Raw genomic sequence first — 13,009 nt, forward strand, 5'->3', positions numbered from 1 at the left:
GCGCGCCATGTCCGCAACCGTCCTGATACTGGGCCTGATCGCGGCCTGTACCCGGACCGATATCATGCCGGGCCCGGCAGAGGGCGAACAGGTCTTTGCCGCCAATTGTGTCGCCTGTCACGACTATCGCGGGCAGGGGGCGGACCTGTCCGGTGGCGGCGAGGCGCCGGACCTGACCCGGATCGCGGCCCGGCGGGATGGCGCATTCCCCCGGGCCGAGATCCTGACCAAGATCGACGGCTATGGGCGGGGCAAGGTCTCGGCCGAGATCATGCCGGCCTTTGGTGCCCTGCTCGAAGGCGAGCTGGTTCCGGTCGAGATCGACGGGGTGATGACGCCGACACCGCGGCCGCTGGCGGCGCTGTTGAGCTATCTCGAAAGCATCCAGGTGGCAGAGGCGGGGTGATCCGCGCGTCCGGGGCGGTGGCGAAGAAAATTCGACGAATTTTCTTCTCTTTCGCTGCGCCGCGAGATCAGTCGCAGATTCCCGTCAGCTCTGCATCGCGCCAGGGCAGCAGCACGTCGCTTTCGCGCCGTGACTGGGGCAGGGCGGTGACCGGCATCACCGCCGCCAGCATGTCATGCAGGCGGCGGGTGCGCGGTGCCTCGGGCGCCAATGCGCGGCAGCAGACATATTCCTCGACGATGGCGCCCTGCTGTTCGTAGCCGTAGCTGAGGAAATCGGGTGCTTCGCGCAGGTCGAACAGATAGGGATCGTCGCTGGCCCCATGTTCCGCCGCCGCCCGCAGGGGATGATAGCCGGTGACGCGCCGGTTCTGCCATTGCCAGACATGGGTCAGCTCATGTGCCAGCAGCATCGCGGCAATCAGGTTCACCCGGTCGGGATAGTCCGGCATGTAATCGTCCAGATACCAGTCGCGCGCGAAATAGACCTTGTGAAACAGTGTCACCGCAGCGGGTTTGACCGTGACGATCTCTTCTTTCTGCGGCGGCAGGATCCTCTCGCGGCAGGTTACGCGCGGACGCGGCTTGCGGTGAAAGGTTACCGCGCCCACCGGCGCGCCCTCGACCAGGCGCACCCGCGAGATATCGAGCGCGTCGCCGTGCAGGCGGGTGGCAAAGGCGCGCTCGGCCTCGGTCAGCGGACGGCCGCAGGCGGCAACCAGCAGCAGCAGGCAGAACAGGCGGAGGATCATGCGCGCGGGCCTCTTGCGGTTCGGGAAAGAACTGGAGCGCCCCTGCACGGTCCCGCCGCGCGCAGGGGTGAGCGGGCAGCGGCCACGCCACCCGTCCCTGTCCCGGACGCTAGCCAAGCGCCGGCAGGTCGGGCAAGGGAAATGTCTCGCGTCTCCCTCAAAGGCTCATCGCCAGTACCCGGCTGATTTCGCTCAGCGAGCGGCCGGATTGTTCCATCCAGGTGTTGAAGGCCGCCTGAACCTGCGCCATCGCCTTTTTCGAGGCGGGTGCCTTGTCCACCACCCCTTCGGCGATCAGCCGGGCGATCACATCGCGCGACAGGATGAAACTGTCGCGCCCGGCAAAGCGCATCGCGTATTGCGCGGTGGTGCCGCCCAACCGGCTGCCGCGACGTTTAAGCAGGTCGAGAAGGCCCACATAGTCACTTGACGGCCAGCCACCCAGCACCTGACCGGCGCCGCCTTCGTCCCGCAATTCCAGCAGAAAGGCGGCATTGTCTCGTACGGTGGCAATCTTGGTGCCGTTGCGCACGATACGCGCGTCCTGCAACAGGGCGTCGAATTTCTCGTCATCCATCAGGGCGCAGCGACCGATGTCGAACCCGTCAAAGGCGGCCTCGAATCCGTCCCATTTCGCCTCGATCACCTTCCAGTTGAAACCGGCCTGAAACACGCATTTGGTGATCACCGACAGCCAGCGGTCTTCGGGCATGGCGGTCAGTTCGGCTGGGGATTTGGGCCGGGTCAGTTTGGCCTCCAGCGCTGCCTCGCCGCCATGACGGGCGGCGGCAAGGCCGAGGATCTCGTCGAAATGGTGCATGTCTCACCTCCCTGATCGGGGGGATGGTGCCATTCTGCCCAAGGCTGGGCAAGGTGCCCGTGTCACGGCGCGTAGAAGGTCGCGGTGGCGGTTGCGACCAGCTTGCCGCTGTCTTCTTCGTGCATGTCGGCGCGGGTAAAGACCAGCGCCTTGCCCGCGCGCACGACCTGAGCCCGGCACAGGATCGCCCGGCCAACGCCGGGGCGCAGGAACTGGGTGTGCAGGTCGGTGGTGGCAAACAGGCGCAACGCGTCCTCTTGCGCGATCGCGGCCAGCACCATGCTGGTATCGGCCAGCGCCGCCAGCGCCTGACCAGAGACGATGCCGCCTGTGCGCGCCAGATGCGGCCCCAGCGGCATCCGCACCAGCGCATGTTCGCGGTCGATGGCCAGCACCTCGGGCGCAAGGGCCTGAACCCATTCGGCGAAATGTTCGCTGAGCAGGGTCTGGGCGGTGTCCGGGGTCAACATGGGGCGCGTCTCCTTTGGGGCGGGCCGGGGCCTGCAGATCGGGCGAGGATAGGCAGACAGAGCGCCCACCGCCAAGGGCCTTGTACCGCGTCCCGATCCGGCCCACTGCCCGCGCGGCGAAAAAAATGCTCGACAAGACGGGGGGAGGTGATGATTATTGACTGACCAATCAATAAACCGCCATGCGAGGGGCTGGTGACAGTTCTCCGGAATCGGCGGATAGTGCACCCAATCGGATCAACAGGGAGAACTGAGATGAAACGGGTAGGACTTGGACTTGCGCTTGTCGCGCTGGCAGGGGGCGTGAACGCCGCCGAAATGGGCGCATCGGATGAACCGATCAAGCTGGCGATCAACGAATGGACCGGGCAGCACGTGACCACGCATGTGGCCGGCGAGATGCTCAGGGCCGCGGGCTACAAGGTGGAATATGTCACCGCCGGCATGATGAACCAGTTCCAGGCGCTGGCCGATGGCGATATCCACGCCACGCTGGAAATCTGGTCATCGAACGTATCGGACGAATATGCCAAGAAGGTTGCCGAGGGCACGGTGACCGAGATTGGCGACCTGGGCCTGAACGCGCGCGAGGGCATCGCCTATCCCGCGCATGTGGCCGATCTGTGCCCGGGCCTGCCGGCCTGGGAGGCGCTGAAGGATTGCGCGCAGGTTTTCGCTTCCGCCGAGACCCTGCCGATGGGCCGGCTGGTCGACTATCCCGCCGACTGGGGCACGCCGGGCGCTGACCGCATGACCGGTCTGGACCTGCCGATCAAGGCAGTGCCCGCGGGCTCTGAAGGGGCGCTGATCGCGGAACTGCGCGCCTCGACCGAGCGCAAGTCGCCGCTGCTCATCACCTTCTGGCAGCCCCATTGGGCGATGTCGGCCTATGACGTGAAGTTCATCGACCTGCCGCCGGGCGAAGAGGCCTGTTTCAACGATGCCTCGTGGGGGCCGAACCCCAATGCGGTCAACGATTGCGATTTCTCGCCCAGCCGCATCTTCAAGGCGTCCTGGTCGGGCTTTGCCGAGAAATGGCCCGCCGCCCATGAGATCCTTTCGAACTATCAGCTGAGCGTCGAGGCGCAGCAGCCGATGATGGGCGCGATCGACGTCGATGGCGGCAAGGTCGAAGAGGTGGTTGCCGCCTGGATGACCGAGAACGAGGGCAGCTGGCGCCCGGTCGTCGACGCCGCCACCAAGTGAGCCCCGGACGTGACTGAGGCGACAACGCCGGCCATCACCTGCCAGAATCTCTGGCAGGTGTTTGGGCCCGGTGCAAACGACGCCCTTGCCGAGGCATTGGCCCGGTCGGGCGGCGATGCCGAGGCCGCGGCGGCAGAGCTGCGCGACAAGGGTCTGATCCCCGCCGTGCAGGATGCCAGTTTCGAGGTGCGCGAGGGCGAGCTGTTCGTGATCATGGGCCTGTCCGGGTCGGGCAAGTCCACCCTGATCCGCTGCATCTCGCAACTTCTGCCGGGCACCGGTGGCGAGATCCGGATCGAGGGCGACAATGTTGTCGGCGCGTCGAAAAAGCGCCTGACCGAGCTGCGCCGGCGCAAGCTGGGCATGGTGTTCCAGCATTTCGGACTTTTCCCACACATGACGGTGGCCGAGAACGTGGCCTATCCGCTCAAGGTGCAGGGGGTGGGGCGCAAGGAACGCCGGGCCCGGGCGCAAGAGGTGATCTCGCTGGTCGGGCTCGAAGGGCGCGAGGACAGTTTCCCGCGCCAGCTGTCCGGTGGCCAGCGCCAGCGCGTCGGCATCGCCCGCAGCCTGGCGGTGAACCCCGATATCTGGTTCCTGGACGAGCCGTTCTCGGCGCTTGATCCGCTGATCCGGCGCCAGTTGCAGGACGAGTTCCTGCGCATTCAGGCGACGCTGAAGAAATCCATCGTCTTCATCACCCATGACATTGCCGAGGCACTGAAACTGGCCGATCGCATCGCCATCATGCGTGACGGCAAGATCGTGCAGATCGGCACACCGACCGAGATCGTGCTGAACCCGGTCGACGACTATGTGCGCGAGTTTTCCAAGGATGTGGCCAAGGGCCGCCATGCCAAGGTGGCCTCGGTCATGCGGGCAGGGGTCGAGGAACAGGGGCCGGACGATCCGGGCCTGACCGCGGGCATGACGCTGGACACCGCGCTGGCGCGCTGCATGCAGCTGTATCAACCGGTGCCGGTGCGCGATGCCAGCGGCGCCATCGTGGGCACGGTACAACCCTCTGATCTGGCTGCCGCCCTGCAGGTGGACGACACATGAGCGCGGCGGATATCTCCGTTCCGCGCGTGGCGCGGTTGACGGTGGGGACCTGGGCGGCGCTGATCACGGCGCTGGTCGGCGCGCTCTGCCTGGCGCTGGAGCCGGTGGCGCCCTGGCTGGGCGCCTGGCCCAAGGCCTGGGTGCTGCCCGCCACCGATTGGGTCGGAACGGTGATGACCGCCTTTCTGGCCTGGTTCAAACCGGTGGCGCGGCTCTTTTCGGCGGTGATGGTCTATCCGATGGATGCTGCCAACTGGGTGTTGAACGCGACCCCCTGGCCGCTGGTGATCGGTATCGTCACCGCGCTGGGCTGGTATCTGGGCGGCGCGGCGATGGCGGCGCTGGGCCTGGGCGGGCTGGGCTTCGTTCTGGCCTCGGGCTATTGGCACGAGGGCATGAACACGCTGGCGCTGGTGGCGGTTTCGGTGCCGCTGGCGCTGCTGGTGGGCGGGGCGATCGGCATCCTCGCCAACGAGGTGCCGCGCATCCGGGGCGCGGTGCAGGCGGTGCTGGATATCATGCAGACGGTGCCGACATTTGCCTATCTCACGCCCTTGCTGGCGCTGTTCGGTTTTGGCCCGGTGGTGGGGCTGATCGCCTCGGCGATCTATGCCGCGCCGCCGATGGCGCGCAACGTGATGCTGGGGCTGGAGCGGGTGGAGGCCGAGGTAAAGGAAGCCGCGATCATGTCCGGCGGCACCCGCATGCAGCAGCTGTTCCAGGTCGAGATCCCCTCGGCCTCGCGCCAGATCATGGTGGGGTTCAACCAGTGCCTGATGGCGGCGCTGAGCATGGTGATCATCGCCGCCGTCATCGGCGGGTTCAACGATATCGGCTGGGAAGTGCTGTTGACCATGCGCAAGGCGCAGTTCGGCGCGGCCTTGCTGGCGGGGATGGTGATCGTGGCCTTTGCGGTCATCATCGACCGGATGAGCGCGGTGCTGGCGACCGAGCGCAAGCGCCATGACATCCGCGTGGTCTGGGCGCTGCTGGGGTTGGCCTTGGCCTTTACGCTGGTGTTCTGGACCCGGCTGCCGGCGGCCTCGGATCTGACCCTGCTCGACCCGGTGGCGGTTTCGCTGGATCAGGGGCTGACCCGGTTCACCCAGGCCAATGGCGCGGCGCTGGATGCGCTGAAGAACAATACGCTCTACTACGTGCTGCTGCCGCTCAGGATCGGGCTGGATCAGGCGGTTCTGCCCTTTACCTGGGGCTTTTCCTGGACCCCGCAGATGAGCAGCGCGCTGTTTGCGCTGGGCGCGGTGCTGGCGCTGGGCATGGCCTGGGCGGGGCGCGCAAGCGCCGGGCTGATGATCCTGATCGGGTTCGGCATGATCGAGACCGGCATCACCAATCTGCCCTGGCCATTTGTGCTGACCGGGGCGGCGGCGCTGGGCTATGTGGCGGGGGGGCGGCGGCTGGCGCTGATGGTGGTGATCCTGCTGGGCACCATCCTGGTGTCGGGCCTGTGGGACCGGGCGCTGTTGTCGCTCTATCTCTGCGGTGCCTCGGTCTTTGCCTGCGCGGTGCTGGGTGGCGCCATCGGCGTGGCCAGCGCGGTCTGGACCCCGGTCTGGCGCGTGGTGCGCCCGATCTGCGACATGTTGCAGACCATCCCGCTGTTCGTCTTCCTGATCCCGGTGCTGATGGTGTTCCAGATCGGCGAATTCTCGGCCTTTCTGGCGATCTGCGCCTATGCGATCGTGCCGATGATCCGCTACACCCGCCACGGGCTGGTGGACACGCCGGACGAGATGATGGAGGCCGCGATTTCCAGCGGCGCCACCGACTGGCAGATCCTGCGTGATGTGCGCGCGCCCTATGCGGCGCCGACCATCCTCTTGGGGCTGAACCAGACCATCCTCTATGCCTTTTCGATGCTGGTCATCGCGGCGCTGATCGGGACCACCGGTCTGGGCCAGTCGATCTATCTGGCGCTGGGACAGGCGGATGTAGGGCTGGGCATTTCGGCAGGCGCGGCGATGGCCATTCTGGCGCTGATCGCCGACCGGCTGGTGCAGGGCTTTGCCGAGGAGCGGCGCAAGGCGCTGGGCCTGTGAACCTGCGCGGGCCCGGCTTGACTTCGGTTAAGGCCGGGCCTTTGCTGCCGCCCTAGACCGGGGCGGCGGAACAAGCGGGGGGCAGTGATGGGCGGATGGGCGGAATTTGTGGCGGCGCTGGCGGTGTTCCTGCTCAGCCATGTGATCCCGGTGCGCCCGCCGGTGCGGCCCTGGCTGGTGGCGCGGTTGGGCGCGCGCGGCTTTGGCATCGCCTATTCCCTGTTCTCCATCGCAGTGCTGGGCTGGCTGATCCTGGCCGCAGCCCGCGCACCTTATGTCGAGGTGATCCCGCCCTTGCCCGCGCTGCGCTGGGTGCCGATCTTGATCATGCTGCCGGTCTGCCTGCTGGCGGTGGCGGGGCTGCGCGCGGTCAATCCGCTGTCCTTTGGCGGGCTGGGGCGGGGGGTGTTCGATCCGACCCGGCCCGGCATCCTGGCCCTGTCGCGCCATCCGCTGCTGCTGGCGCTGGCGCTCTGGTCGGGGGCGCATCTGCTGGCCAACGGGTCGCTGGCGCATGTGATCCTGTTCGGGCTGTTTGCCGGGTTCGCCGTGATGGGCATGGCCCTGATCGACCGGCGCAAACGGCGCGAACTGGGCGCCGACTGGGCGCGGCTGGCGGCGGGTACGGCGCGGCTGTCGCCGAGGGGGCTGCCTGCACTGCTGGCGCCGCGCGTCTTGTGGCCCGCCGCGCTGCTTTATCTGGCCCTCCTGCTGGCACATGCGCCGGTGATCGGGGTCTCGCCGCTGCCATGATCTGGTCGAAGCGGGATCGGCGTGCTAGATCATGACCGACCGAGAGAGAAGGACGCAACCGATGCATCTCGCCTATGTCACCACCACCGCGCGCGGCGCCACCGACCGGCTGCTCAGCGAGGTGGCCACGCGGCTGGATGCCAAGGGCGTGCGCCTGGCCGGGGTGGTGCAGACCAACACGGAGTGCGCCGACAACGCGCGCTGCGACATGGACCTGCGGGTGATGCCGGGGCCGGAGGTCATCCGCATCTCGCAGACACTGGGCACCGGGTCGCGCGGCTGCCGGCTGGATCCCGGAGAGCTGGAGCGCGCGGTGGGTCTGGTCTCGGCCGCGCTGGCCGAGGACCCCGAGTTGCTGATCGTCAACAAGTTCGGCAAGCACGAGGCCGACGGGCGCGGCTTTCGCCCGCTGATCGCCGAGGCGCTGGCGCGCGATATTCCGGTTCTTCTGGGGGTGAACGGCCTGAACGAAGAGCGGTTCCTTGCCTTTACCGAGGGCGCCGCCGTAAAACTCAGCCCGGAACCGGATGCGCTGGTCGATTGGGTCGAGAAGGTCCGCGCGTCACGTATTCAGGCGGCCTGACCCTATTTCGGTTACCTGATTGGCCTGTCTGATGTTGACACGCAGGCCCTTGGCCGATCGCGCGGAACCTTCAAGACGGCAGATACCCGGAACGCGCAACACGGCGTCAATCGGACCGGTTTGGTTTCAACGGCTGATTTCGACGCCTTGCGCGCGCAGCCTGCCTGACGGGTGACATGCGGGCAATCGGCCTGACGCACCCGGTTCGTGCCTCCAACGGGTTTGGGAGAAACGAAAAAAGGGCCGGCGTGCGCCGGCCCTTTCCATGCAGGATGCGCCTGTCAGCCAAGCACCGTCCTGACGGCGCGCAATGTGGCGTCGACCACCTGATCCGCTTCGGCGCGGCTGAGACAGAAGGGCGGGGCAAAGCCCAGGATGTCGCCCTGCGGCATGGCCCGGGCAATCACCTTGTCCTGTTCCAGCAGCTTGGCCGAGATCTGCGGGCCGATCTTGTCCGCCGCGTCAAAGAAGAGGCGGCTGTCCTTGTCCTTTACGAACTCGACCGCGCAGAGCATCCCCGCGCCGCGCACCTCGCCGACATTGGGATGGCCAGCCAGCGCCTCTGTCATGGTGGCGTTCAGGTAGGCGCCGGTTTCCCCGGCGTTTTGCACAAGGTTCAACCTGTCGATGAGCTTGAGGTTCGCCACACCCGCCGCCGCCCCGATCGGGTGCGCCGAATAGGTCCAGCCGTGTCCGATCGGGCCGTTCTCGTCGGTGCCCTGTTCCAGCACTTTCCAGACCTTGTCCGATATGATCGAGCCCGACAGCGGCGCGTAGGCCGATGTGAGGCCCTTGGCGATGGTGATGATATCGGCCTCGATCCCATAGTGATCCGAACCGAACATGGTGCCGAGGCGGCCAAAGCCGGTGACCACCTCGTCGGCGATCAGCAGGATGTCATGCTTTCTCAGCACGGCCTGAATGGCCTCCCAGTATCCGGCCGGGGGCGGCACGATGCCGCCGGTGCCCAGCACCGGCTCGCCGATGAAGGCGGCGATGGTGTCGGCCCCTTCGCGCTCGATCAGCGCCTCCAGTTCGGCGGCGCAATGGGCCACGAACTGTGCCTCGCTCTGGTCCGGATCGGCGCGGCGGAAGTAATAGGGGGCCTCGGTGTGAATGACTTGGTTGACCGGCAGATCGAATTTCTTGTGGAACAGCTCCAACCCCGTCAGCGAGCCGGTCACCAGCCCGGACCCGTGATAGCCACGCCAGCGCGAGATGATCTTTTTCTTTTCCGGCCGTCCCAGGATGTTGTTGTAGTACCAGATCAGCTTGACGTTGGTTTCATTGGCATCCGAGCCGCCGAGGCCGAAATAGACCTTGGACATGTTGGCGGGTGCCCGGTCCAGAATCATCTTGGCCAGGGTGATCGACGCCTCGGTGCCATGGCCGACATAGGAGTGGTAATAGGCCAGCTCGCGCGCCTGATCGGCGATGGCATCGGCGATCTCCTGACGGCCATAGCCCACGTTCACGCAGTAAAGCCCGGCAAAGGCGTCCAGCAGCTTGTTGCCATCGCGGTCCTCTATGAAGACGCCAGAGGCGGTCTTGATGACCCGGTTCGCGCTGTCGCCACGGGCGTGCTGGGCCAGATGCGTCGAGGGGTGAAAGAAGTTCTCGCGGTCCCACTGGTCAAGCTGGTCGTTCTTCAGCATTGTCGTTTTCCTTCTCAAGTTCTGCGGCAAACCGGAATTCTGCGAGAATTCCGGCCCGGATTCCGGCGCGGAATCCGGGATGTCCCGCTGGTGTCTGTCACCCCGGATTTGCCGCGCAAATCCGGGCCGGACTCCGTGCCGGAGTCCGGTTTCCTCACGCCCAGTCGCGGCAGATGTATTTGACCTCGGTAAAGGCCTCCATGCCCAGCCGGGCGCCTTCGCGGCCCAGGCCGGATTGCTTGGTGCCCCCGAAAGGGATCGGCGCGCCTGTCACCTTGGTGCGATTGACCGCCACCATACCGTATTGCAGCGCCCGGCTCAGCCGGTAGATGCGCCGCGGATCATTGCTGTGCACATAGGCCACCAGCCCGTATTCGCTGTCATTCGCGCGCGCCACGGCCTCCTCTTCGGTGTCAAAAGGCGCGATCGCGGCGACCGGGCCAAAGGTTTCCTGGCTCATGATCAACGCATCGGGCGGCACGTCGACCAGCACGGTCGGTTCATAAAAGAGCGGGCCGCGGGGATGCCGCCTGCCGCCGCAGGCCAGTCTTGCGCCCCTGGCCAGCGCGTCCGCCACATGGTCTTCCTGCTTTTGCACCGCCTGTTCGTTCATCAGCGGACCGAGGTCGCAATCCGCCATCCCCGGCCCGAGGGTCAGCGCCTGCGCGGCCAATGTGAATCTGGCGCAGAAGTCGGCATAGACGGGCCGCTCTACCAGGATACGGTTGGCGCCCAGGCAATCCTGACCCGAGGTGGCGAACTTCGCCTTGATGGTTTCGCTGACGGCCTTGTCCAGATCGCAGTCCTTGAAGACGATCACCGGGGCGTGGCCGCCCAGTTCCATCACCAGGCGTTTCACGGTGTCGGCCGACTGGCGGTACAGCAGCTTGCCGATCTCGGTTGAACCGGTGAAGGACAGCGCCCGGACGCGGGTATCGCGGGTCCAGGGTTCCACCACCGTGGCGGCAGTGCCGGTCACCACGTTGAACACGCCCGGCGGGACGCCTGCACGCTCGGCCAGTTCAGCCAGCGCCAGCGCGCTGAACGGGGTTTCCCGCGAGGGATGTGCCACCACGGTGCACCCCGCCGCCAGCGCCGCCGCCGCCTTGCGCGTCAGCATGGCCGAGGGGAAGTTCCACGGCGTGATCAGCGCCGCCACCCCGACCGGCTCGCGCCACAGCTCCACCTCGGCATCGGGCAGGTGGCTAGTGACGCCCTCGATATTGGGGCGCTTGGCTTCTTCGGCATAGAATTCGACAAAGGCCGCGCCATAGTCGATTTCGCCGCGCGCTTCTGACAGCGGCTTGCCCTGTTCCAGCACCATGATGCGGGCGAGGTCTTCCTTGTGTTCCAGCAACAGTTCATACCAGCGGCGCAGGAGTGCCGCGCGCTCTTGTGGCAACCTTCCCGCCCAAGCCGGGAAGGCCGCCTGTGCCGCGTCCACCGCCGCAGAGGATTCTTCTGCCGAAAGGCTGGCGGCATGGCCCAGCTCGGTCCCGTCCGCCGGGTCGGTGACCGCGAAGGTCTCGCCATTGGCGGCGGCGCACCACTTGCCGTTTATGTAGGAAAAAGAACGCACAAGCGCCTTGTCGGCGATGTCCGCACGGGCAGAGAGAGCGGTCTCTGTCATGTTGTCCTCCTCGGGTCTTGCAGAGGAGTGTGCCTGTTTGGAGCAGAGAAAGTGACTGAAGTTCGGTCGAAAAACAGAAGAAACAGCTGCCTTCCAGCCGGTGGCGGGCAAAAGACAGCTGGCGCCGTCACTCCAGACCCAGCAGAATTTTCAAGGGCGGCGCGCCGGTGCCCTTGACCGGTTTGGTCACAACATAGGTGAAGTAGCGGGACAGGCCGATGCGGTCGTCCAGCATCTCGTCGATCAGCCGCTGATAGGCGTCTATGTCACGGGTGACGATCTGTAGAAGGTAGTCGAACCCGCCGCCCAGGGCCCAGCAGGCGGTGACCTCTTCATAGCGCTGCATCGCCGCTTCAAAGGCGCGAAAGCTGGCGGCGGTGTGGTCGGCGATCTCTGCCGCCACAAAGACCGTCACATGCGGCGCCAGCTTCTTCAGGTTGATGCGGGCGCCATAACCTTCGATCAGCCCGGCCTGCTCCAGCTTTTTCAGCCGGTCCCAGCAAGGGGTCGGCGACAGGCCGATCCGGTCGGCCAGCGCGGCCTTGGTGATGCGGCCCTCGGTCGAGAGCACGCGCAGGATATCGAGGTCGCGCTGGTCCAGTTGCATGGGTCCGCCTCTCAGGCGCCGGTGACGCCGACAACCGCAACGCAGTCGCCGGATTTGATCAGCCCGGGAAAATGGCGGCTGATCACCAGCCCGGCCCGGCGGGCGCGATATTCGACCGGCGGCTGCCCGGTGCGGTCCAGCGGCCAGACCCGCGCCAGCAGGTCACCCTTGGCCACAGGCGCGCCCAGATCGATCATCATCTCGAACAGGCCGTCGCCTTCGCTGAACACAAAGCAGTCGTCATCCGGCATCGTCAGGTTCACGGTCTCATCCAGCTGCATCTCTCCCTTCAGAATGCCCGCATGGATCAGGACGTTGCGCAGCCCCTTCTTGGCAATGGCATTGCTGCGCGCGCTCGAGGACCCGCCGCCGCCCAGTTCTGTCGTGACCAGAACCTTGCCCATTTCCTCGACCGCGGTGTCATACATGCCGGCGCTGTCGATTTCCAACAGCTCGACCGAATAGGGCGCGTTGAACGCCTTCATCGCCGCGAAACAGGCCGCCTGGGTCGCCTTGTCCTCGAGAATATGTGCGGCGGCGAAGGGCACGAAATCCAGCGTCTTGCCGCCGGAATGGAAATCCACCGCCAGATCCGCCATCGGCAGGAGCGTGCGCTGGAAGTAATCGGCGATTTTCTCGGTGACGGTGCCATCAGGGCGGCCCGGGAAGGACCGGTTCAGATTGCCCCTGTCGATGGGCGAGGTCCGGCTGCCGGCCCGGAACGCCGGATAGTTGAAGGCCGGCACGATGATCAGGCGGCCGGTCACGTCCTCGGCAGAGGTGGTGGCGGCAAGCTCGTGCAGCGCAACCGGGCCTTCGTATTCGTCACCGTGATTGGCGCCGGTCAGCAGCGCGGTCGGACCGGCGCCATTCTTGATCACCGTCAGCGGGATCATCACCGACCCCCAGGCTGAATCGTCGCGGCTGTGGGGAAGTTTCAGAAAGCCGTGAAACACCCCGTCCCGGTCAAGCGGGATGGTCGGGGAAATCGGGTTCTTCTGCATCG

Annotated in this window: 13 protein-coding genes; 6 read left to right on the top strand and 7 right to left on the bottom strand. The window is 66.1% G+C overall.

Annotated elements, in window-relative coordinates; genetic code table 11:
• The first annotated feature begins 7 nt into the window (after positions 1 to 7).
• Positions 8 to 406, top strand: a complete 399-nt coding sequence (locus SPO_RS05720) for a c-type cytochrome (protein WP_051420424.1) — start codon at positions 8 to 10, stop codon at positions 404 to 406.
• A 67-nt stretch (positions 407 to 473) separates the two neighbouring features.
• Here the strand turns inward: SPO_RS05720 and SPO_RS05725 are convergent, their stop codons facing one another.
• The 3 genes from SPO_RS05725 to SPO_RS05735 all read right to left on the bottom strand — a co-directional run bounded on the left by SPO_RS05725 (position 474) and on the right by SPO_RS05735 (position 2,447).
• The gene (locus SPO_RS05725; protein WP_044027994.1) at positions 474 to 1,157 is read right to left on the bottom strand and encodes a hypothetical protein; all 684 of its coding nucleotides are present in this window, start codon (positions 1,155 to 1,157) and stop codon (positions 474 to 476) included.
• A 157-nt stretch (positions 1,158 to 1,314) separates the two neighbouring features.
• Positions 1,315 to 1,977 (bottom strand): DNA-3-methyladenine glycosylase I, encoded by a 663-nt coding sequence (locus SPO_RS05730; RefSeq protein WP_011046876.1) that lies wholly within the window; start codon positions 1,975 to 1,977, stop codon positions 1,315 to 1,317.
• Positions 1,978 to 2,039: 62 nt separating this feature from the next.
• The gene (locus SPO_RS05735; RefSeq protein ID WP_011046877.1) at positions 2,040 to 2,447 is read right to left on the bottom strand and encodes a PaaI family thioesterase; all 408 of its coding nucleotides are present in this window, start codon (positions 2,445 to 2,447) and stop codon (positions 2,040 to 2,042) included.
• A gap of 255 nt (positions 2,448 to 2,702) precedes the next feature.
• Here SPO_RS05735 and SPO_RS05740 point away from each other — a divergent pair, with 255 nt between their 5' ends.
• From SPO_RS05740 to SPO_RS05760, 5 genes are all read left to right on the top strand, one after another.
• Positions 2,703 to 3,653: an ABC transporter substrate-binding protein gene (locus SPO_RS05740; RefSeq protein WP_044027995.1), complete on the top strand. Its 951-nt coding sequence runs from the start codon at positions 2,703 to 2,705 to the stop codon at positions 3,651 to 3,653.
• 9 nt (positions 3,654 to 3,662) lie between these two features.
• Positions 3,663 to 4,715 (top strand): quaternary amine ABC transporter ATP-binding protein, encoded by a 1,053-nt coding sequence (locus SPO_RS05745; RefSeq protein ID WP_011046879.1) that lies wholly within the window; start codon positions 3,663 to 3,665, stop codon positions 4,713 to 4,715.
• Positions 4,712 to 6,775, top strand: a complete 2,064-nt coding sequence (locus SPO_RS05750) for an ABC transporter permease (protein ID WP_011046880.1) — start codon at positions 4,712 to 4,714, stop codon at positions 6,773 to 6,775. Before SPO_RS05745 ends, SPO_RS05750 begins: the two co-directional genes overlap by 4 nt.
• An 87-nt stretch (positions 6,776 to 6,862) precedes the next feature.
• A complete protein-coding gene (locus SPO_RS05755) occupies positions 6,863 to 7,528 on the top strand; it encodes an NnrU family protein (protein WP_044027997.1) in 666 nt (221 codons plus the stop codon).
• A gap of 61 nt (positions 7,529 to 7,589) precedes the next feature.
• Positions 7,590 to 8,111 carry a DUF2478 domain-containing protein gene (locus SPO_RS05760; protein ID WP_044027998.1) on the top strand — a complete coding sequence of 174 codons (522 nt, stop codon included), beginning with the start codon at positions 7,590 to 7,592 and terminating at the stop codon, positions 8,109 to 8,111.
• A gap of 281 nt (positions 8,112 to 8,392) precedes the next feature.
• Here SPO_RS05760 and SPO_RS05765 read toward each other — a convergent pair whose 3' ends face one another.
• The 4 genes from SPO_RS05765 to doeB all read right to left on the bottom strand — a co-directional run bounded on the left by SPO_RS05765 (position 8,393) and on the right by doeB (position 13,007).
• Positions 8,393 to 9,766 (bottom strand): aspartate aminotransferase family protein, encoded by a 1,374-nt coding sequence (locus SPO_RS05765; RefSeq protein ID WP_011046883.1) that lies wholly within the window; start codon positions 9,764 to 9,766, stop codon positions 8,393 to 8,395.
• A 154-nt stretch (positions 9,767 to 9,920) separates the two neighbouring features.
• Complete coding sequence (locus tag SPO_RS05770; RefSeq protein WP_011046884.1) at positions 9,921 to 11,396, bottom strand: NAD-dependent succinate-semialdehyde dehydrogenase; 1,476 nt, start codon at positions 11,394 to 11,396, stop codon at positions 9,921 to 9,923.
• A gap of 127 nt (positions 11,397 to 11,523) precedes the next feature.
• The gene (locus SPO_RS05775; protein ID WP_011046885.1) at positions 11,524 to 12,003 is read right to left on the bottom strand and encodes an Lrp/AsnC family transcriptional regulator; all 480 of its coding nucleotides are present in this window, start codon (positions 12,001 to 12,003) and stop codon (positions 11,524 to 11,526) included.
• A gap of 11 nt (positions 12,004 to 12,014) precedes the next feature.
• Positions 12,015 to 13,007, bottom strand: a complete 993-nt coding sequence (gene doeB / locus SPO_RS05780; RefSeq protein WP_011046886.1) for a N(2)-acetyl-L-2,4-diaminobutanoate deacetylase DoeB — start codon at positions 13,005 to 13,007, stop codon at positions 12,015 to 12,017.
• Positions 13,008 to 13,009: the final 2 nt, after the last annotated feature.

Origin of the sequence: Ruegeria pomeroyi DSS-3 (assembly GCF_000011965.2) — a bacterium.
GTDB lineage: Bacteria > Pseudomonadota > Alphaproteobacteria > Rhodobacterales > Rhodobacteraceae > Ruegeria_B > Ruegeria_B pomeroyi.